Source organism: Variovorax sp. AC103 (assembly GCF_979254005.1).
This window is the reverse complement of sequence record NZ_CEEDFC010000011.1, coordinates 231,582-252,210: the sequence shown is the minus strand read 5'-3', so window position 1 is coordinate 252,210 and position 20,629 is coordinate 231,582. Positions and strand designations below refer to the sequence as shown.

Sequence of the window (20,629 nt, the reverse complement as noted above, 5' to 3'; positions counted from 1 at the left end):
TAATGATACGGCGACCACCGAGATCTACACGTGTGGCGCTTCGTCGGCAGCGTCAGATGTGTATAAGAGACAGGCCGCCCACCGGCAGCCCCGCCGCCCTGGCGCAGGGCCCTGCCATGCAGAAGGCCTGGCGCGCCGCCCTGGGCGCGCGCGAGAACGACCGATGGCTGGTGCGCCGCGAAGGCCCGGCGCCCGAGCCGCAATGGGTCACGGTCGAGGGCACGCGCTACCTGCTGCACGCCTTCTGCAAGCCACACGACTGCTACGACAACAACGCCGTCGCCCTGTACGACCAGGGCTCGGGCCGCATCTACGGGCTGGTGCAGCGCGACGGGCGCAACCGCCTGGTCGGCACGCCGCCGGCCGCGCTGGCACCGCAACTGGAAAAGCTCTGGCGCGCGCAGTGGCGCCAGAAGAACTGACCTGAACTGAACTCGACCGGATGAAGGCTCAGCGCAGCTTGAACATGCTGACCGCGTCGACCAGCCCCGCGGCCTGATCGTTCATCGACTGCGCGGCGGCCGAGGCCTCCTCCACCAGCGCCGCGTTCTGCTGGGTCGTGCGGTCCATCTGCTTGATGGCGTCGTTGACCTGCTCGATGCCTGTCGACTGCTCCTGGCTGGCCGAGGTGATCTCGGCCATGATGTCCGTCACCCGCCGCACGCTGCCCATGATTTCTTCCATGGTCTTGCCGGCCTCGTTGACCAGCGCGCTGCCCGCGTGAACCTCGCTCACCGAGTCGCCGATCAGCGTCTTGATTTCCTTGGCCGCCGCCGCCGAGCGCTGGGCCAGGTTGCGCACCTCCGAGGCCACCACGGCAAAGCCCCGCCCCTGCTCGCCTGCGCGGGCCGCCTCCACCGCCGCATTCAGCGCCAGGATGTTGGTCTGGAACGAAATGCCGTCGATCACGCCGATGATCTCCACCACCTTGCGCGACGACGCATTGATCGACGCCATCTTCTCCACCACCTGGTCGACCACCGCGCCGCCGCGCGACGCCACCTGGGAGGCCGAGTCGGCCAGCTGGTTGGCCAGGCGCGCGTTGTCCGCGTTCTGCTTCACGGTGGACGTGAGCTCCTGCATGGACGCCGCCGTCTGCTCCAGCGAGCTGGCCTGCTCCTCGGTGCGCGACGACAGGTCGCGGTTGCCCGTGGCGATCTGGCCTGACGCCGTGGCGATGGAATTGGTGCCCGCGCGCACCTGCCCGACCACCTTGGCCAGTTCGTCGTTCATGGAGCGCAGCGCGTTCATCAGCAGGCCGGACTCCGACCTGTCGGCCACCTCGATGCGCGCCGTCAGGTCGCCGGAGGCCACCTGCTGCGCCACCGTCACCGCCTGGCCGAGCGGCACGGTGATGGAGCGCGTCATGCGGAACGCCAGCAGCAGCCCGCCCACCAGCGACGCGCCGCTGATCGACAGGATGATCCACTTGGCCCGCTGGTAGGCCGCCTGGGCGGACGCCGCACTGTCGTCGGCGCTTTTCTTCAGCAGTTGCTGGAAGGTGGAGACATGCGCCAGCACCTGGTTGAGCAGCGGCATGCATTCCTGCGTCAGCACCTTGACCGCTGCCTCGGTCTGGTTCGAGGTCGCCAGCGTCAGCACCTTGGTGGCAATGGGCAGGTATTGCGCCTCCAGGGCACGCAGCTTCTCCAGCATCTGGCGCTCGTCGGCATTGCTGGAGCCCGCGTCGGCCATGACCGTGGCCAGGTTCTGCAGTCCGGTGTCGATCTCGCGCTGGGAGCGCGCCACCAGCTCGACGTCGCCCTTCTGCGCGGCCGGGTCCGTCACCAGGGCCAGGTTGCGCGCCGCAATGGCCCGCTTGCCGATGGCCGACTGCACGTTGTTCAGCTGGTCGAGTTTGCGCGCCCCCACCTCGGTCGCGAACGCGATGCGCTCCGACAGGTTCGCCATCTCGTGCAGGCCGATGCCCGCGATGACGAGTTGCAACAACAGCAACAGCGAAAAACCCAGTCCCAGGCGGGCGCCGATTTTGAAATTCGAGAGATCGAACATGTGCAGGACTCCATGGTGGTTCATCACGTCATCGGCCGCCTTTGCACGTTGCACCCCACCCTTGATGGGCGGGGTGGGCAAACCCTCGAACATGGGATACATATGGCCTGCGGGATGCATGAGAATCCGGGGCAGATGCAAGCTGCACGCCACCCCGGAACACCCTCACTGCGCACCCGAAGCCGCCGCCTGCTGGCCCGTCAGGGCCTGCTCGTCCGGCTGTCCGCGCCCGACCACCGCCGCTGCATCGTGCTGCAGGCGCCCGCCGGCTTCGGCAAGAGTTCGCTGTTGCTCACCTGGCAGCGTGAACTCGTCGCCGCAGGCACCGACATCGCCTGGGTGAAGCTGGACAGCCTCGCGGAGGGCGACCTGCATTTCATGACGGCGCTCATGGCGGCCCTGGCCGCGGTCGACCCCGCGATTCCCCGGCGCGCCGTGGCACACGCCCGCCCCGACGCCGACGCGATCGAGCGGCTGGTCATCGCGCTGGTGCAGGGCATTGCAGCCCATGGCCGCAAGCTCGTGCTGATCGTGGACGACGTGCACAGCGCACAAAGCGAGAACGTGCTGAACGCCTTGCAACTGCTCGTCGCGTACGCACCGCCGAACCTGCGCTGTGTCTTTGCCAGCCGAGACAGCCTGCCGACGACGCTGGCACCGGCCCCGGGGTCGAACAGCGCGCTGGAACTGCGCAGCGACGACCTGCGCTTCAGCCTGCCGGAATCGATCGACTACCTGCGGATGCGCCTGCCCGACATCGACGAGCGCACCGCCTCGGCCATCCATCGCCTGAGCCAGGGCTGGCCGGGCCTGCTGCGGCTGGCGAGCGCCGTGTTGCGCCGCCGGCGCGGCACGCAGCCGCTGTTGCCTCCGCCCGAGGGCCTGGCCGAGCTCGCGCCGTTTGCCGCGTATTTCGCCGCCCATGTCTTTCCCCGGCTCTCCGCGACGCAGCTGCGCCTGCTCACCCTCTGCGCCGCCCCCACCCGCTTCAGCGCATCGCTGTGCGCCGAGCTGGCCGGCGCCGGGTACGGTGCGTCGCTGTGCGCGGAGTTGCTGGCTCCTCTGGCGCGCGACGGCCTCTTGTCGGTCGTGCCGCAAAGCCCGGCCGGCGAGCGCTGGTGGCAACTGCACCCGCTGCTGCGCCGCGTGCTGCTGGCGCGCCTGGCGTCGTGGCCCGAGGCCGAGCGCCTGAGGCTGCATGCGAAGGCCTGGCCACCGCTCGCGGTCAGGGGCATGCATTACCAGGCCGTGCGGCACGCGCTGGCCGCGAACGACACGCAGACGGCCACCAGGCTGGCCGAGCGCGGCGCGGCGGCGCTGTTCGTCCAGGGCCAGGTGGTCGAAGCCATCGCCCTGGTGCGCCAACTCGACCCCGCGACGCTGGAAGGCAACGCCAACCTGCGGCTGTGGACGGCCTGGGTCGCGCTGGCCGACTACCGGCTGGACGACTGCGCGCGCAGCATCGCCCGGCTGCGCGCTGCGCCGCACGAGCTCGCGCCCGCCATGCGCTACCGGCTGACCCTGCTCGACTGCCTGCTCGCGATTCGGCACGACGACAGCGACGCGCTTGCGCAGCGGCTCCCCGAGCTGCTGGCACCGCCGGCGGCCGCCGACGAATTCTCCCGGGCCGGCCGGCGCAACGTGCTGACCTGGCTGCACCTGCGCAACGGCGAGTTCGAGCGGGCGCGGCAGATCCAGCACGACGAACCGATGGCCACGGTCAACGGCGAGCCCGTCGTCGAGACGCTGTTCGGCTCGCTGGTGGGCCAGTGCCTGATCGGCCTGTCCTACGCCATCGAAGGCCAGATGCACCGCGCGGAACGCATCTACCGCAACGTGCTGCGCGAGATGCAGGAACGCGGCACGCGCTGCGCAGAGGCGGCGCGGCTCACGGCCCAGTTGCTGGCCGAGGTGCTGTACGAACAGCAAGGCCCCGTGGTGGCCGCGCGTTTCATCGAGGAACAGCCGGGCACGCAGGACGGGCTGATCCCCGACACCACACTGCGGATGATCATCGTGTCGAACCGCGCGCAGCAGGCCGCCGGCCGATGGGGCGAAGCCCTCGCCCACCTCGGGCAGTCCGCGAGCCTCCTGCAGCGCCTGGGGCTGGACCACGCGCTGGCCTGCGTGCTGCTCGAGCAGCTTCGGATCCAGCTGGCGCGGCACGACGCCGATGCGGCCCGGGTGTCCCTGCAGGACATCGAGGCGCTGCATGCCCGGCGTCCGGGCGCCGAGTCGAGCGCCTTGCGGCAGGTGGCCGACGTGCTGGAGCAGGCGCGCATCCGCATGGCAATGCACGAGGGCCAGCCGGCCGCCCTGCAGCTGGCGCTGTCGAAGATCGAGGCCCTGGCGCAGCGCTACAGGCAGCGCGGCCAGGTCGGCCTCGTGACCGCGCTGCAGCTGCAGGCGGCCGAGGTCGAGCGCCGGCTCGGGCGCGCCGAGGCTTCGTGCGCGCGCGTCCGGGCGGCCCTTCGCATGGGTCACCGGCTGGGCCTGATGCAGACCCTGCTGGGCGCCGACGACAACGCGTTGCACTTGATCCAGGCCACGCGCACGGTGCCCAGCCTCGACCCCGTGCTGGTGTTCTTCATCGAGCGCATCGAGGCGCTGGCGCGGTCGCAGCGCGACGAACACACCGTGCCGCCGGCCGTCCGCTTTCAGGACGACCGAGGCCTGACCCGGCTGCTCACGCTGCGCGAGGCCGAAATTGCCGAGTTGCTGGTGCAGCCGATGCCGAACAAGAAGATCGCGCTCACGCTCGGCCTGTCGCTCGACACGGTGAAATGGCACCTGAAGAACATCTACCTGAAGCTCGACGCGCACGGGCGCGACGCCGTGGCCGAACGCATGCGGCTGGAACGCGGGCACAACGGCAAGTAGCCGCCGCCGCGTCGGTGCGTCGGTGCGTCAGTGCGTCAGCGGCCGGGCGAATCGTCGAAAGTGAGCCAGCCGCCGAAGGCAAGCTCGCCCGCGGGCCAGTCGGCAGCCGCTTCTGCGCAGCGAACGCCGCGCTGCAGCAGCGTCACGGCGCGCAGCACGCCTGCATGCGTGACCCACAGCGCATCGCCTTCGCCGGCCAGCCATTCGTCGTGCACGGCGGCCACGCGCTGCATGAAGGCGCGCACGCTCTCGCCATGGGCGCCGGCGGGGGCGTCGGCGAAATCGGCCGTCCATGCCTCGAGGTCTTCACGCGGAATGGCCGACCATGGCCGGCCCTCCCAGGCACCGAAGTTCATCTCTGCCAAGCGGGCGTCGTGCTGCACAGCCAGGTCGGGACGCAGCGCCGCGATGGCATCGGCCAGTTCGGCGCAGCGCCGCAGCGGCGAACTGCGCAGGCGGAGCCCGGCGGGCAGCAAGGGCGCGATGCGCTGCGCGGCCTCCAGCGTGGCCTGCGCGTGCGCCTGGAGGTCCGTGGCGCCGTAGCAGAGGCCGGGTTCGGCCACCACCGGCGCATGGCGCTGGAGCCAGAGCGTTCTTCGGGGGAGGCTCATGCGTGCCAGGCCAGCGCGAGGTAGATCGCCAGCTCACAGACCTGCTGGGTCGCGCCGAGGCCGTCGCCGGTGAAGCCCTGCAGCCGGCGCACGAACAGCCGCGCCATCCAGCCCGCCGCCACCACCGCCGCAAACAGGGCCACGCCCACGTGCGCCGCGTCGTGCGCGCACAGCAGCAACGCCACGGCCGGGACCGCCCACACGAAGGCAATGCACAGCGCGCCCCGGCTGATCGCGTCCGCCAGCGGCTTCGCCTTGCTCGCCCCGCTGTCGCCCACATAGGGCAGCCAGCGGATCAGGAACAGCGGCATCAGCCGCGACAGCACGTGCGCGCCGACGATGGCCACGGCCGCCGCCTGCCACCCGCGCGCGGCCAGCGCGGCGAGCAGCGCGAACTTCAGGCCCAGCGCCAGCACCAGCGCCACCGCGCCGAAGGCGCCGATGCGCGAGTCCTTCATGATCTCCAGCGCCCGGTCGCGGTTCGCGGAACCGCCCAGGCCGTCGGCCACGTCGGCCAGCCCGTCTTCATGGAAGGCGCCGGTCAGCATCACCGTGGCCACCGTGCTCAGCACGGCGGCCGCCAATGCGCCCGCCACGCCGGGCAAGCCCATGCCCACCCCCACGAACACCAGCGCCGCCACCGCGCCCACCAGCCAGCCGATGCCGGGCAGGTGCGCCGCGCTGGCGCGCAGCATCTGCGGGCTGAAGCCGACCCACGCCGCAAGCGGCCCGGTGACGGGCACGCGCGTGAAGAACTGCAGAGCCAGAAGAAAGTGGCGAATGCCGTTCATCGATGGCATCCGGCCTCAGGCATCCTTGCGCGACACGCCCGCCGCCTCGAAGCTGGCCATCTCGCGCAGGATGCGGCAGGCCGACTCGAGCAGCGGCCACACCAGCGCCCCGCCCGAGCCTTCGCCCAGGCGCAGGTCGAGGTGCAGCAACGGATCGAGCGCCAGGTGCGCCAGCAGCAGCGCGTGGCCCGGTTCGGCCGAGCAATGCGCCGCCACGCAGCGCTGCACCACATGGGGCTGCAGCGCCTGCGCCACCAGCACGGCCGAGCTGGCAATGAAGCCGTCCAGCACGATCACGCGGCGCTCCTCGGCTGCCTGCAGCACCGCGCCAACCAGCGTCGCGATCTCGAAACCGCCGAAGGCCGCCAGTGCGTCCAGCGGCGACGTGACCGATGCATGCAAAGCGAGCACCTGGCGCAGCACCTCGCGCTTGCGCTGCAGGCCGGCCGCATCCAGCCCGGTGCCGGCGCCGATGCAGGCGTCCAGGTCCAGACCGCCCAGGCGCGACAGCAGCAGCGCCGCCGACGAGCTGTTGCCGATGCCCATTTCGCCCAGCAGCAGCGCATTGCCCGGCAGCGCGCGCACCACCTCGCGCCCGTTGGCGATGGCCTGTGCACATTGCGCCGCGCTCATGGCGGGGCCGGCCGACGCATCGGCAGTGCCTTCGGCGATGCGGCGCGACACCAGCCCGGGCCGGGCCTGGAAGTCGCGCCGCACGCCGCAGTCGACCACCGTGAGCGCCAGGCCGTGCTGGCGCGCAAGCACGCTCACCGCCGCGCCACCGGCCAGGAAGTTCTCGACCATCTGCCAGGTCACGTCGCTCGGGTAGGCCGAGACACCGCGCGCCGCCAGCCCGTGGTCGCCCGCGCACACCAGCATCTGCGGGGCATGGAGCACCGGTTGCTCGCTGCCGAGGATGGTGCCGATGCGCAGGGCCAGCGTTTCGAGCCGGCCGAGCGCGCCCTGCGGCTTGGTCTTGTTGTCGAGCGCGCCTTGCAGCCGGGCGGCCAGCGCCGCGTCGGCGAGGTCGGGAATGGTGGGAATGAAGTCGGTCATGCAATCAGTCCGGCAAGCACGCCGGCGTCGAAGTGGGTGTCGATGAAATCGGCCAGGCCGTCGAAGGTGGCGTCCAGCGTGGGCGCGGACGCGCCGAACAGCGCCTGCAGCGCGCCCGGGTCCTCGAACAGGCCGTGAAGGTAGATGCCCAGCACGTTGCCGCGCGCGTTCTGCCAGGCCAGCCCGTCGGGCATCACGGCCTGGCCGGCCTGTGCCATCTGCGGGTGCTCGGCGGTCTGGCCGTGGTGAATCTCGTAGCCGGTCACGCTCACGCCCGACAACGCGCCCCACGCGCCGTTCAGCGCGCCGAAGCGTGCGGCGCGGTGGCGCACCGTTTTCTCGCGCGCGAACACCGTCACCAGCGGCAGCAGGCCGAGCCCCGGCGCATTGCCGTCGATGCCGTGCGGATCGACCAGCGCCTCGCCCAGCATCTGCAGCCCGCCGCAGATGCCCAGCACCGCGCCGCCGCGTTCGGCATGCGCGGCCACGGCGCGGTCCAGCCCCTGCGCGCGCAGCCAGGCCAGGTCACCGCTGGTGTGCTTGGAGCCGGGCAGCACGATCCAGTCGGCGCCAGCCACGTCGGCCGGCGTGCGTGCCCACACCAGCCGCACGCCGGGCACGTTCTTCAATGCCTGGAACTCGTCGAGGTTGCTGATGCGCGGGTACGCCACCACCGCCACCGTGCGGGTGACCGCGCCGCTGGCCCGGCTTCGGTCGTCGAACACGCCGTCTTCCTCGGGCAGGCCGTGCTGCCACCACATGGGCAGCGTGGCCACGGTGGGCACGCCGGTCAGTTCCTGCAATTGCTGCGGCGCGGGCGCCAGCAGCGAGGCGTCGCCGCGGAACTTGTTGAGCACGAAGCCGCGCAGCAGCGCACGGTCTGCCTCCGGCAACAGCGCCCACGTGCCGTAGAGGTGCGCGAAGGCACCGCCGCGGTCGATGTCGGTGGCCAGCAGGCAGCGCGCCTGGGCGTGGCGGGCGATGCGCATGTTGACGATGTCGCTGGCCATCAGGTTGATCTCTGCCGGCGAGCCGGCGCCTTCGATCACCACCACGTCGTTCTCGGCACGCAGCTCGTCCAGCGCCAGCGCGATCTGCGGCCACACCCGCTGGCTGCGGCCGCGCCAGGGCAAGGCCGAGAGTTCCTCGCTCACCTGCCCCATCAGCACCACCTGGCTGTGGGTGTCGCGCTCGGGCTTGAGCAGCAGCGGGTTCATTCGCACATCGGGCACGGCGTTGGCGGCCAGGGCCTGAAAGTACTGGGCGCTGCCGATTTCGCCGCCGCCCACCACGCGGGCGTTGTTGCTCATGTTCTGCGCCTTGAAGGGTGCCACCTTCAGGCCCCGGCGCGCATACCAGCGGCACAGCGCCGTGGCCATCCAGCTCTTGCCGGCCCCGCTGGTGGTGCCCAGGACCATGACGCACTGCGCCGGTCCGCTTTTCGCCTTTGAACTCATCGGCGGATTGTCGTTGAGCCGGATTCAGTGCAATGGAGACAGACGAAATGCGACATTTTTCACACCGCAAGCGTTGTAAACGCCGTCGGTAAATCCAAAAGTCTTCCAGGTGCGTAAACAGAACACACACAGACAACACATTGCATCCAGGGACCCATGCCAGCCTTGAACGATTTGGCCCTTGCCGTCGAAGAACGTGAACCCGGCCAGTTTTTCTGGACGCTCCTCGAAGCCCACCATGGCGGCGAGTCGTCCGAAACGCTCGACTACCGCGTCTACCGCGCCGCCACGAAACCGCAGACCAGCTATTCCAACGCCCTGGCCATGGGCGTGTCGGAGCTCAAGAAAATAAGCGCCGCCGCAAACCCAGCCGGCAACGACTGAGCCTGCGGCAGCGCAAAGACCGCCTTGCGGCGTTCAGGCTTTCAATCCCTCGAGTACGAACCGCTCAGCGCGCCGCCACCGTCTGCGCGGGCGCGTCCCAGCCCCCGCCGATTGCGCGGATCAGGCCCACGGCCGCCTGGTACTGCGCCGACTTCACCTGCAACGCCTGGCGGCGGTTGCGCAGCTCGCTGCGGCGCGCGTCCAGCAGGTCGAGCTGGCTGATGTAGCCGTTGCGGTAGCGCGTGTCCGACAGGCTGGTGGCGCGCTGTGCCGAGGTCACGGCCTGCGCCTGCACTACCGACTGCTCCTGCAGGATGCGGATGGCCGACAGCTGGTCTTCGACCTCCTGGAACGCCACCAGCACCTGCGTGCGGTAGCTGGCCAGCGCACCATCGAGCTGCGCATTGGCGCCCTGCACGCCCGCCTCGCGGCGCCCGCCGTCGAAGATCGGCAGCGACAGCAGCGCACCCACGCCCCAGGAGCGGGCCGACCACTTGAACAGGTCGCCGATTTCGGGCGAGGCGTAGCCGGCGGCGCCGGTCAGCGAGATGTCCGGAAACCAGGCCGTTTGCGCCACGCCCACGCGGGCCTGCGCGGCCAGCACGGCGCTCTGCGCGGCCGACACGTCGGGCCGGCGCGTGAGCACCGTGCCGGGAACGCCCGGCGGGATGGACGGCAGCGCCGTCGCCCATTCGTCGCTGCGCAGCCCGAAGCTGGAGGCCGAATCGCCCACCAGCACGGCCAGCGCGTGCTCCACCTGGGCGCGCTGGCGATCGAGCGCGAGCGCGTCCGATTCGGTGGACGACACCTCGGTCTGCACGCGCGCCACGTCGAGCTCGGCGATGTCGCCGGCCTGCTCGCGGCGCTGCGTCAGGCGCAGCGTGTCGCGGTAGGCCTCGACCTGTTCGCGCACCAGGGCGCGCTCGGCGTCGAGCGCGCGCAGCTGCAGGTAGGTCTGCGCCACCTCGGCCTGCACCGCCAGGCGCGTGCTTTGCAGGAGCGCCTCGCGGCCGGCCGCATCCAGCTTGGCCGCGTTGCTGGCGCCCGAGAGGCGCCCGAACAGGTCGACCTCGTAGGAGAAGGTGGCGCCGATGTTGGTGATGGTCGCCGGGCGGGTGCTGGCCGTGGCCTTGTCCAGCCCCGCGCCGCGGTTGGCACCGGCCCCCAGGCCGATCTGCGGCAGGCGGTCGGCGTTGGCGCTGCGCGCCAGCGCGCGGGCCTCGGCCAGCCGCGCGGCAGCGGCCTGGATGTTGTTGTTGTTCACGTCGGCCTTCTCGACCAGCGCATTGAGCGCCGGGTCGTTGAACGCCAGCCACCATGCACCGCGCGCCTGCGCCTCGGCAGGCAGGGCCCGCGTGAAGCCGGCCGGCGGCGTGGCGCCCTGCTCCTTGAACTGGGCCGTGGTCGTGATCTCGGGCACGCCCGAGGGCACGGTGGCACAGCCCGCCAGCACCAGGGCGGCCATCAGCGGCAGCAGCGCCGTGCGAAACGCGTGAAGCGGCTTCTTCACCAAAGGTTGTACTGAGAATTTCATGATCAGCTTTCTTCTCGATCAGTCATGCGAACCGTGCGAAGGGCGCGGCGATGCGGGCACCGGATGCAGCCCACCACCACCCGAACCGCCGTGCGGGCCCTGCGGTGCGGGCGCTGCCGGATGCTCCGCCGACACGAACTCGTCGCCGTGCGGCACCTGGCCATGCAGCTTGAGCGGCTTGTTGCCCGCCAGGCGGCGCAGCAGCACATAGAAAACCGGCGTCAGGAACAGGCCGAAGGCCGTCACGCCGATCATTCCGGAGAACACCGCCACGCCCATCGCCTTGCGCATTTCGGAGCCCGCGCCGGTGGACAGCACCAGGGGCAGCACACCCATCACGAAGGCCAGCGAGGTCATCAGGATCGGGCGCAGGCGCAGGCGGCTGGCTTCGATGGCGGCTTGCACCGGCGTTCGCCCGGCGAACTCCAGCTCCCGTGCGAACTCCACGATCAGGATCGCGTTCTTCGCACTCAGCCCCACCAGCACGATCAACCCGATCTGCGTGAAGACGTTGTTGTCACCCCCCGATATCCATACCCCCGCCATCGCGGCCATGATGCCCATGGGCACGATCAGGATGATCGCGATCGGCAGCGTCAGGCTCTCGTACTGCGCGGCCAGCACCAGGAACACCAGCAGGATGGCCAGCGGGAACACCAGGAAGGCGGAGTTGCCGGCCAAAATTTCCTGATAGGTCAGCTCGGTCCATTCGAAGCTCACGCCCTTGGGCAGCGTCTCGGCCGCGATCTTGGTGATCGCGTCCTGCGCCTGGCCCGACGAGTAGCCCGGCGCGGGGCCGCCGTTGATGTCGGCGGCCAGGTAGCCGTTGTAGCGCATGGCGCGTTCCGGCCCGAAGGTCGAATTGACCTTCATCAGCGCGGCCAGCGGCACCATCTCGCCCGAGGTCGAGCGCACCTTCAGCAGGCCCACGTCTTCGGCACGGGCGCGGTAAGGCGCGTCGGCCTGCACCCGCACGGAGTACGTGCGGCCGAACTTGTTGAAGTCGTTCGCGTACAGGCTGCCCAGGTAGATCTGCATGGTGTCGAAGATGTCCGTCACCGGCACGCCGAGCTGGCGGGCCTTGGTGCGGTCGATGTCCGCGTACAGCTGCGGCACGTTGACCTGCCAGCTGGTGAACATGCCGGCCAGCTCGGGCGCGGCCTGCGCCTTGGCCATGAAGGCCTTCACCGCCTGGTCCATCTGGTCGTAGCCGACCGAGGCGCGGTCTTCCAGCTGCAGCTTGAAGCCGCCCGTGGTGCCCAGGCCCGCCACCGGCGGCGGCGGGAACATCACGATGAACGCGTCCTGGATGCCCGCGAAGGCGCCGTTGAGCTGGCCGGCCACGGCGTTGCCGCTCTGGTCGGGGCGCTTGCGCTGGTCGAAGGGCTTGAGCGTGGCGAACACGATGCCCGAGTTCGAGCTGTTGGTGAATCCGTTGATCGACAGGCCCGGGAACGAGATGGCGTCCTCGATGTTCGGGTTCTTCTTCATGATCTCGCCCATGCGGGTGATCACGTCTTCCGTGCGGTCCAGCGTGGCGCCGTCGGGCAGTTGCGCAAAACCGATCAGGTATTGCTTGTCCTGCGCCGGCACAAAGCCGCCGGGCACCGCCTTGAACAGGCCGAAGGTCACCGCGACCAGCGCCACGTAGATCACCAGCATCAGCGACTTGCGCGAGATCACGCTCTTCACGCCGCCGCTGTAGGCCTCGGAACCGCGATGGAACAGGCGGTTGAAGCCGCGGAACAGCCAGCCGAACGCACGGTCCATGCCGCGCGTGAGCGCGTCCTTGGGCTGGTCGTGGCCGCGCAGCAGCAAGGCGGCGAGCGCGGGCGACAGCGTGAGCGAGTTGATCGCCGAGATCACCGTCGAGATGGCGATGGTCACCGCGAACTGCTTGTAGAACTGGCCCGTGAGACCGCTGATGAACGCCAGCGGCACGAACACGGCCACCAGCACCAGCGCGATGGCGATGATGGGGCCCGACACTTCGCGCATGGCACGGTACGTGGCCTCGCGCGGCGAGAGCCCCGCCTCGATGTTGCGCTCCACGTTCTCCACCACCACGATGGCGTCGTCCACCACGATGCCGATGGCCAGCACCAGCCCGAACAGGCTCAGCGCGTTGATCGAGAAGCCCAGCACATGCAGCACCGCGAAGGTACCGATCACCGACACCGGCACGGCCAGCAGCGGAATGATGGAAGCGCGCCACGTCTGAAGGAACAGGATCACCACCAGCACCACCAGCAGGATGGCTTCGAGCAGCGTGTGGATCACCGATTCGATCGATGCCCGCACGAACTGCGTCGGGTCGTAGGCAATGCGGTATTCCAGGCCTTCGGGCATGTTCTTGTTGAGCTCTTCCATCGTCTTGCGCACGTTGGAAGAAATGTCGAGCGCGTTGGAGCCCGGTGCCTGGAACACGCCCATGCCGACGGCCGGGTCGTTGTTCAGCAGCGAACGCAGCGAATAGTCGGCCGCGCCCATCTCCAGGCGGCCGATGTCGCGCAGCCGGGTCACGGCGCCGTCGGTGCCGCTCTTGACGATGATGTCGCCGAACTCTTCCTCGCTCTGCAGGCGCCCTTGCGCATTGATCGACAGCTGCATGTCCACGCCCGACAGGCCCGGCGATGCGCCGACCACGCCGGCCGCGGCCTGCACGTTCTGGCCACGGATGGCGGCCACCACGTCGCTGGCCGAGAGGCCGCGCTGCGCGACCTTCTGCGGGTCGAGCCACACGCGCATGGAGTAGTCGCCGCCGCCGAAGATCTGCACCTGGCCCACGCCTTCGATGCGCGCGAGCGGGTCCTTCACGTTCAGCACCGCGTAGTTGCGCAGGTAGTTGATGTCGTAGCGGTTGTTCGGCGAGACGAGGTGGACCACCATCGTCAGGTCGGGCGCGCTCTTGACGGTCGTGATGCCCAGGCGGCGCACTTCCTCGGGCAGGCGCGGCTCGGCTTGCGAGACGCGGTTCTGCACCAGTTGCTGGGCCTTGTCGGGATCGGTGCCCAGGCGGAACGTGACGGTCAGCGTGAGCACGCCGTCGGTGGTCGCCTGGCTGCCCATGTAGAGCATGCCTTCGACGCCGTTGATCTGCTCTTCGAGCGGGGTGGCAACGGTTTCAGCGATCACCTTCGGGTTGGCGCCCGGGTACGTGGCGCGCACCACCACCGAGGGCGGCGCAACTTCCGGGTACTCCGAGATCGGCAGCCCGCGCAGCGCGATCAGGCCGGCTATCAGCATCAATAGCGACAGCACGCCGGCAAAGATCGGCCGGTCGATGAAGAATTTTGAGAGATTCATGTTGGTTCTCCGGCGGGCGCGGATGCGCCCTCCTCCGAAATCAGGACTTGGCCGCTTCCGCGACGCGTTCCGGTTGTTGTTGATTGGGGTCGGCCTTGGCGTCCATGGTCACTTGCTGCGGCGCCACCAGCGCACCCGGGCGGATGTGCTGCAGGCCGTTGACCACCACGCGGTCGCCCGCCTTCAGGCCCTTGCTCACGACACGCAGGCCGTTGATGGAGGCGCCCAGCGTCACTTCGCGGTAGGCCGCCTTGTTGTCTTCACCCACGACCATCACGAACTTCTTGTTCTGGTCGGTGCCGATGGCGCGTTCGCTCACCAGCAGCGCGGTGTCGTTGCGGGCCTGGCCCATGCGGATGCGGGCGAACTGGCCCGGAATGAGCGCGCCGTCCTTGTTGTCGAACGAGGCGCGCACGCGCACCGTGCCGCTCTTGGCATCGACCTGGTTGTCGATGAGCTGCAGCTTGCCGGTGAAGGGCGTGCCGTCGAGGCCGGCGGTGCCCATCTGCACGGGAATCGAATCGATGAGGCCGCGTGCGCTGGAGCCGCTCGGCAGGTCTTTCAGGGCGCGGGTGATGACCTGCTCGTCGGCGTCGAAGCTCGCGTAGATCGGGCTCACCGAGACCAGCGTGGTCAGCACCGGGGCGCCCGGACCGGCCGCCACCAGGTTGCCCACCGTCACCTCGATCTTGCCGATGCGGCCCGACACGGGGGCACGCACCTGCGTGTAGCCCAGGCTCAGGCGCGCGGTCTGCAGTTGGGCTTGCGCCGCGCGCAGGTTGGCGTTGGCCTCGCTGCCGGCGTTCACGCGCTCGTCGTACTCGCGCTGGGCAATGGCCTTGTCGTCCCACAGGCGCTTGGCACGCTCCTGCTCGCTGCGGCTGAACGATTGGCGGGCCTGTGCAGAGGCGACTTGCGCCTCGGCGCGCTCGACCTCGGCCGCATACGGCGCGGGGTCGATGGTGACCAGCAGGTCGCCCTGCTTCACCAGCGTGCCTTCACGGAAATGCACCGCCTGCACGGCGCCCGCCACGCGGGAGCGCACATCGACGCGCTCGACGGCTTCGAGCCGGCCCGAGAACTCGTCCCAGGCGTTGATCTCGCTCGACGCCACGGTGGCCACCGACACCGGCGTGGCAGGCGGCGCCGCCGGCGCGTTGTTCGCCTCGGCCTTGAAGCTGTGCATGCCCAGCACGGCGGCGGCCACGGCCAGCACCGCAGTCAGGCCGGTCACGGCGGGCCACAGTCCCTTGGGGGTGGTGGAAGACAGCTTTTTTTCGTTGTTCGACATGATGGTTCGTCCTTCTCGATGACTTTTGGGATGCGACAGGCCAGCCCGGCGCTTTTCGGCACCAGGAGGCGAAATTCAGGAAAAAAAGGGCCCTCGCACGCTGCCGCGCTGGCAGCGTGTCGATCAGGCAGCCGGGGCGGGCTGGGTGCTAACTGGGGTGGTTGGTCGCCGCGCCCGAAGGCACGGTCGGTGGCGTGGTGGCGCTGAAGAACTCACGGAAGTGCCGCTGCACCGTGGCCTCGCAGGCCACGCAACCCGTGTTCTCGGTGTCGTAAAGCGCCTTGGGCCAGTTCGAGGCGCTGGGCAGCACGCTGCTCGTCACCTCGATGCCGGCGCCTCGCAGGCGGTTGGCGAAGGCCATGGCCTCGTCGTGCATCGCGTCGTCCGCGCCTACCAGCACGAGGGCCGGTGCCAGCGCGGCCAGCCGCAGCGAACCGCTGGGCACCGCATAGGGGTGCGTCGCGTTCGAGGGGCAGCTCAGGTACTTTTCCCAGCCGCTGGCCCAGCGGCACTCGGCCGCATCGTTGGTGGCCTTGCGCAGCGAGGCGGTGCCGGCGCACGGGTCCAGCATGGGCGACAGCAGAATCTGCCCGGCGATCGGCGGATGCGCCCGGTCACGGGCAATCAGCGCCACCGCGGCGGCCAGGTTGCCGCCGGCTTCCTCGCCGGCCAGGTACACCTGCGTGCCCTTGCCACCGAGCTTGGTGCGTTGCTTGTAGAGCCATTCGAGGGCGGCGTAGCCCACCTCGATGGGTTCCGGGAAAGGCGATTCGGGCGCCAGCGGATAAGCCACCGACACCACCACCGCCCCCGCGCCGGCCAGCAGCCGGGCCACGTTGCGCCCGTTGTCCAGGTTGCCGCACACGAAGGTGCCGCCATGGAAGTGCAGCACCAGCGGCGCCACGTCCGCCTTGGCACGCTGGCCATACACGCGGGCACGAACCGCCTCGCGACCGGGCAGCTCGATCGAAAGATCGGCTTCCACGCCTTGCACCGCGGCGCGGGCGGCAGCTTCGGCAGAAAGGGACGATGGAGCGGGTGACATGGGCGACCTCGGGGTATTGGGCGATGGATGAAATATAAGGCGCGGGCTGTGACGTTAAACAGGGTTCATGCCCTTACTCTGTTTCCAATCCGCTAACAATCGGATGGTCACTAGGGAAATGCCCTTGCTGTGTAAGAATCCGCCTCCCCCGGTGTGGGCCGGGCACCCAGAACAGGCATTCGATGGATCAAATCCAGGCCATGAGGATCTTTGTCCGCGTCGTGGAAGCGGGCACTTTCACCCGTGCAGCGGACTCGCTCGCCCTGCCCAAGGGCACGGTCACCAAGCAGATTCAGGCGCTGGAGCTGCGCCTGCGCGTGAAGTTGCTCAACCGCACCACGCGCCGCGTGACGGTCACGCCCGACGGCGCGGCCTACTACGAGCGCGCCGCGCGCCTGCTCAACGACTTCGACGACATGGAAGCCAGCATGACGAATGCGCAGGCCAACCCCACGGGGCGGCTGCGCGTCGACATCGGCACCTCGGTGGCGAGGCTGATCATCCTGCCCCACCTGGCCAGCTTCTGCGACCGCTACCCCGACATCCAGGTCGACCTGGGCGTGAGCGACCGCACCGTCGACCTGATCAGCGACAACGTGGACTGCGTGATCCGCGCGGGCGAACTCAGCGACCAGTCGCTGGTGGCGCGGCGCATCGGCACGCTGCATTTCATGACCGTGGCCTCCCCCGCGTACATCAAGCGCTACGGGATGCCGCAGCACCCGAACGACATCGAGAAGCGCCACGTGGTGGTGAGCTATTTCTCGGGCACCACGCGCCGCGTGTACCCGCACGAGTTCAAGAAGGGCGACGAGCACATCGAGCTCAACGGGCACTACCGCGTGTCGGTGAACGAGAGCAACGCGCACATCACGGCGGTGGTGGGCGGCTTCGGCATTTCGCAGGTCATCACCTTCATGGCCGAGCCGCTGGTGGAAAGCGGCGAGCTGGTCGAGGTGCTGCCGGACTGGGAGCGCGACCCGCTGCCGATCCACGTGGTCTACCCGCCCAACCGCCACCTGAGCGCCAAGGTGCGGGCCTTCGTGGACTGGGCCGCCGAGCTGTTCGCGAAGAATCCGCGGCTGCAGCGGCGCTGAGCGTTCGGGCCGGTCCCGCAAATATTTCATGTCCGACCCCTAAACTTTGGCCGGACGCTGCCGCTATTGATAGTGAGCCAGACCTGCTGGACACCGGACGGCGTCGCACGTTCCGGTTGAACGCGCGTGCCGCGGCGTCGACGAAGACAGCGCCCGCAAGAACCTACTGAACCGCAAGCCCATGGAAAACCAGTCGAACGGCCAGGCCGACGCGCCCGCCCAGCCGCACACCGCGCCAGACGAAAGCACCGACGAATTCGGCCGCCGCAACCCGCTGGAGATCGGCGCCCGGCTGCGCAATCTCGTCAACAGCGGCGACTTTCTCACCGTGCAGCACGCCAGCGGCCAACTCGTGACGCAGCTGCTGGACGTGGACGTGCCCGCGCGCACCTTCACCTTCGACTGGGGTGCGTCGTCCGAGCAGAGCCAGGGCCTGCTGACGGCGCCGCGCTGCCAGTTCAGCGCCCAGCCGGACGGCGTGCGCATCGAATTCGCCACAGTTTCGCCGCGCGAGACCCGCTTCGAAGGGCGGCCCGCGTTCGAGGCCGACTTTCCCGAGGTGCTGTTCTACCTGCAGCGCCGGGAATACTTCCGCGTCGACACGCCGCTCGATGCATTCACCTGCACGGGCCGCTGGCCCAAGGGCGATGCGTTTCGCTTCGACGTGAACGACCTGTCGCTCGGCGGCGTCGGCATGCGCACCATGGACGAGCGCATCACGAACCTGTCGATCGGCACCTTCCTGCGGAACTGCGAACTGTCCCTGGGCACGCTCGGCAAGCTATCGATCGACCTCGAACTCGTGTCCAGGCGCCACACCACGCTGCCGAACGGAAAGCTGCGCTACCAGCTGGGCTTCCGTTTCATGTCGCTGCCGGGCAGCGTCGAGGGCCGGCTGCAGAAACTGATCACGCAGCTCGAAATGAAGCGCAACGCGTTGGTGCGCTGACGCACGGCCTTCGGCCGTGCGCGTCTCAGAACACCGGCTCGCAGCGCACCTCGGTCTTCACTGAATTGGCGATGAAGCATTCGTCATGCGCGCGATGGTGCATCTGCTCGACCTGTTCGCGCGTGGGCAGGTTGGCGCCCGAGAACGTTACCTGCGGGCGCAGCGTGACCACCGTCATCGCCATCTTGCCCTGCGCGTTCTTTTCCATCACACCGCTGGCCGCGTCGAAGTAGCGGTCGACCACGAACTTGCGCTTCACGGCCATCGTGAGGAACCACAGCATGTGGCAGTTCGACAGCGAGGCGACGAACATCTCTTCGGGGTCCACGGCCGAGGCATCCGACATCGGCAGCGGCACCACGTGCGGCGACGAAGAGCCCGGCACCTCCGCCCCACCGTCGAAGCGCAGCGAATGCCTGCGGCTGTAGGTGTTGGCGAGGAAGTCCTGCTCGCCCCGCTCCCAGAGGATTTCCGCGGTGTAGTGGGCCATGGTCTTGCTCCTTGCTCGGGGATTCAGAGGTAGATGAAGTAGCGGTACTTGGTCAGGCTGCCCTGGCTGGGCAGCGTGATGAAGGTCTCGGCCAGCACGCCGCCGTTGGCCTCGATCACCTTCTGCGACGCCAGGTTGCCCGGGCTGGTGGTGATCTCGACACGGCTCAGCCCTTCGCCGGCCGCCAGCATCAGCATCGCGCGGAGCGCGCGCGTCGCGTAGCCCTTGCGCTGCTTCCACGGCACGACGTTGTAGCCGATGTGGCCCAGGCAGTAGGCCGGCAAGGCGATGGTGCCGGGCTGCCAGCGCAGGTCGATGCTGCCGCAGAACTCGCCGTCCCACATCCAGCACTTGTAGCCCGGCAGCCGCGGCACCTGCGTGCCGTCGGGCAGGGTAATGGGCGCGCCGAGGGCCTCGCGGTCGACCAGGCTCGCAAGAAACGCCGCAGCATCGGCCTCGATGGCGGCGCGCTCTTCCGGGCCCGATTCGGGACGCGATTCGTCGCGCGACCAGCCCCGGTTCAGCGCCGACACATAGCCGCCCAGATAGGGCCTGGCGGGCCAGACGAGCTCCATCGGGCGCGGATCGGTGATTGGACGGGACCAGTACAGCGGCACGCGTTCTTCCCCTTTCAGGCTCCCATCAGCTTGACGATCAGCGGCACCAGCAGCGCCGTGGCGATGCCGTTCAGCCCCATGGCCAGCGCGGAGAACGCGCCCGCCGTCTCGTTCACCTGGATGGCGCGCGCCGTGCCGATGCCGTGCGCCGCCATGCCGACCGCAAAGCCGCGCACCGCGGGCTCCCTGATGCGCAGCAGGTTCAACAGCCCGGTGGCCATGATCGCGCCCGAGATGCCGGCCACCGCCGCGGCCACGGCCGCCAGCGAGGGCAGCCCGCCGATCTTCTCGGCCACGCCCATGGCGATGGGCATGGTGGCCGACTTGGGCGCGAGCGACATCATCAGTTCGTGCGAGCCGCCCAGCACCCATGCAATGCCGATGGCCGACACGATGGCCGCGACCGAGCCCACCAGCAGCGCCACGCCGATGGGCAGCCACAGCCGCCGCAGCCGGCCGACCTGGCTGTACAGCGGCACGGCCAGCGCCACGGTGGCCGGGCCGATGAGGAAGTGCACGAACTTCGCGCCTTCGAAATACGTGTCGTAAGGCGTGCGCGTGAGCAGCAGCACGCCGACGATGACCACCACCGAGATCAGCACCGGGTTGACCACCGGGTTGCGCCCGCTGCGCGTGTGCAGCCACAGCGCGCCCAGGTAGGCCAGCAGCGTGAGCGACAGCCACAGCAGCGGCGACTGCGCGAGGAAGACCCAGATCTCGGAGAGTTTGGCGGGCGCGGTCATTCGGCGTCCTTGCCGGTGAGGCGGATCATCCAGCGGAACGTGAGCGCGGTCACCGTCATGGTGAAGGCCGCCCCGACGATGCCCGCGGCAAGGAAAGGCAGCCATTCCCGCCCCACCCGCTCGAAATGCAGCATCACGCCGGCCACCGCCGGGATGAACAACAGCATCAGGTTGCGCAGCAGGTGGCCCGAGGTGTCGGTCAGCGCCTGCGGCACGCCACGGCGCACCAGCAGGCCGATGAACAGCAGCACCATCCCGATCAGCGGACCGGGAATGGGCAGGCCGAGCCACTGCACGAGCAGTTCGCCCGCGAGTTGGCAGAGAAAGAGCGTGGTGATGGCGTAGAGCATGGTCTGTACGGGTCG

At 69.2% G+C, this 20,629-nt stretch carries 18 protein-coding genes; 5 read left to right on the top strand and 13 right to left on the bottom strand.

Features of this window, described 5'->3' with window-relative positions; all coding sequences use genetic code 11:
• The first annotated feature begins 116 nt into the window (after positions 1-116).
• Positions 117-422 (top strand): Ivy family c-type lysozyme inhibitor, encoded by a 306-nt coding sequence (locus tag AC0IYU_RS18160; protein WP_472119678.1) that lies wholly within the window; start codon positions 117-119, stop codon positions 420-422.
• A gap of 28 nt (positions 423-450) precedes the next feature.
• On the opposite strand, the gene AC0IYU_RS18155 is transcribed toward AC0IYU_RS18160, so the two are convergent.
• Positions 451-2,013, bottom strand: coding sequence for a methyl-accepting chemotaxis protein (locus AC0IYU_RS18155; RefSeq protein ID WP_472119675.1), 1,563 nt, complete (start codon positions 2,011-2,013; stop codon positions 451-453).
• Between the two features lie 135 nt (positions 2,014-2,148).
• Between AC0IYU_RS18155 and AC0IYU_RS18150 the strand changes: the two genes are divergently transcribed.
• On the top strand, positions 2,149-4,893 hold the full coding sequence (locus AC0IYU_RS18150) for a LuxR C-terminal-related transcriptional regulator (protein ID WP_472119672.1): 2,745 nt from the start codon (positions 2,149-2,151) through the stop codon (positions 4,891-4,893).
• Between the two features lie 35 nt (positions 4,894-4,928).
• On the opposite strand, the gene AC0IYU_RS18145 is transcribed toward AC0IYU_RS18150, so the two are convergent.
• The 4 genes from AC0IYU_RS18145 to AC0IYU_RS18130 are packed head-to-tail and all read right to left on the bottom strand — an operon-like array spanning position 4,929 to position 8,808.
• Complete coding sequence (locus AC0IYU_RS18145) at positions 4,929-5,504, bottom strand: histidine phosphatase family protein (protein ID WP_472119669.1); 576 nt, start codon at positions 5,502-5,504, stop codon at positions 4,929-4,931.
• Complete coding sequence (locus AC0IYU_RS18140; protein WP_472119666.1) at positions 5,501-6,295, bottom strand: adenosylcobinamide-GDP ribazoletransferase; 795 nt, start codon at positions 6,293-6,295, stop codon at positions 5,501-5,503. The genes AC0IYU_RS18145 and AC0IYU_RS18140 overlap by 4 nt, the downstream gene beginning before the upstream one ends.
• Before the next feature lie 15 nt (positions 6,296-6,310).
• On the bottom strand, positions 6,311-7,351 hold the full coding sequence (gene cobT / locus AC0IYU_RS18135; RefSeq protein ID WP_472119664.1) for a nicotinate-nucleotide--dimethylbenzimidazole phosphoribosyltransferase: 1,041 nt from the start codon (positions 7,349-7,351) through the stop codon (positions 6,311-6,313).
• Positions 7,348-8,808: a cobyric acid synthase gene (locus AC0IYU_RS18130; RefSeq protein ID WP_472119661.1), complete on the bottom strand. Its 1,461-nt coding sequence runs from the start codon at positions 8,806-8,808 to the stop codon at positions 7,348-7,350. Before AC0IYU_RS18130 ends, cobT begins: the two co-directional genes overlap by 4 nt.
• 156 nt (positions 8,809-8,964) lie before the next feature.
• On the opposite strand from AC0IYU_RS18130, the gene AC0IYU_RS18125 reads away from it, so the two are divergent.
• Entirely contained in the window at positions 8,965-9,192 is a 228-nt protein-coding gene (locus AC0IYU_RS18125) for a hypothetical protein (RefSeq protein ID WP_472119659.1), read from the top strand.
• A gap of 64 nt (positions 9,193-9,256) precedes the next feature.
• Here the strand turns inward: AC0IYU_RS18125 and AC0IYU_RS18120 are convergent, their stop codons facing one another.
• The 4 genes from AC0IYU_RS18120 to AC0IYU_RS18105 form a co-directional block, all read right to left on the bottom strand.
• Entirely contained in the window at positions 9,257-10,726 is a 1,470-nt protein-coding gene (locus AC0IYU_RS18120) for an efflux transporter outer membrane subunit (RefSeq protein ID WP_472119656.1), read from the bottom strand.
• 18 nt (positions 10,727-10,744) lie between these two features.
• Positions 10,745-14,032 carry an efflux RND transporter permease subunit gene (locus AC0IYU_RS18115; protein WP_472119653.1) on the bottom strand — a complete coding sequence of 1,096 codons (3,288 nt, stop codon included), beginning with the start codon at positions 14,030-14,032 and terminating at the stop codon, positions 10,745-10,747.
• A 40-nt stretch (positions 14,033-14,072) separates the two neighbouring features.
• Positions 14,073-15,323 (bottom strand): efflux RND transporter periplasmic adaptor subunit, encoded by a 1,251-nt coding sequence (locus tag AC0IYU_RS18110; protein WP_472119650.1) that lies wholly within the window; start codon positions 15,321-15,323, stop codon positions 14,073-14,075.
• 148 nt (positions 15,324-15,471) lie between these two features.
• Positions 15,472-16,368, bottom strand: coding sequence for an alpha/beta hydrolase (locus AC0IYU_RS18105; RefSeq protein ID WP_435483643.1), 897 nt, complete (start codon positions 16,366-16,368; stop codon positions 15,472-15,474).
• Between the two features lie 182 nt (positions 16,369-16,550).
• Here AC0IYU_RS18105 and AC0IYU_RS18100 point away from each other — a divergent pair, with 182 nt between their 5' ends.
• Both AC0IYU_RS18100 and AC0IYU_RS18095 read left to right on the top strand, forming a co-directional pair.
• Entirely contained in the window at positions 16,551-17,465 is a 915-nt protein-coding gene (locus tag AC0IYU_RS18100; protein WP_435483642.1) for a LysR family transcriptional regulator, read from the top strand.
• Positions 17,466-17,646: 181 nt separating this feature from the next.
• Complete coding sequence (locus tag AC0IYU_RS18095; RefSeq protein WP_472119647.1) at positions 17,647-18,414, top strand: flagellar brake protein; 768 nt, start codon at positions 17,647-17,649, stop codon at positions 18,412-18,414.
• A gap of 25 nt (positions 18,415-18,439) precedes the next feature.
• On the opposite strand, the gene AC0IYU_RS18090 is transcribed toward AC0IYU_RS18095, so the two are convergent.
• Genes AC0IYU_RS18090 through AC0IYU_RS18075 form a run of 4 tightly spaced genes read right to left on the bottom strand, consistent with a single transcriptional unit; the run spans position 18,440 to position 20,614 of the window.
• Complete coding sequence (locus tag AC0IYU_RS18090; RefSeq protein WP_472119645.1) at positions 18,440-18,904, bottom strand: OsmC family protein; 465 nt, start codon at positions 18,902-18,904, stop codon at positions 18,440-18,442.
• 23 nt (positions 18,905-18,927) lie between these two features.
• On the bottom strand, positions 18,928-19,479 hold the full coding sequence (locus tag AC0IYU_RS18085) for a GNAT family N-acetyltransferase (RefSeq protein WP_472119643.1): 552 nt from the start codon (positions 19,477-19,479) through the stop codon (positions 18,928-18,930).
• A 56-nt stretch (positions 19,480-19,535) separates the two neighbouring features.
• Positions 19,536-20,264 carry an LrgB family protein gene (locus AC0IYU_RS18080; protein ID WP_472119641.1) on the bottom strand — a complete coding sequence of 243 codons (729 nt, stop codon included), beginning with the start codon at positions 20,262-20,264 and terminating at the stop codon, positions 19,536-19,538.
• Positions 20,261-20,614 carry a CidA/LrgA family protein gene (locus AC0IYU_RS18075; RefSeq protein WP_435435930.1) on the bottom strand — a complete coding sequence of 118 codons (354 nt, stop codon included), beginning with the start codon at positions 20,612-20,614 and terminating at the stop codon, positions 20,261-20,263. Before AC0IYU_RS18075 ends, AC0IYU_RS18080 begins: the two co-directional genes overlap by 4 nt.
• Positions 20,615-20,629: the final 15 nt, after the last annotated feature.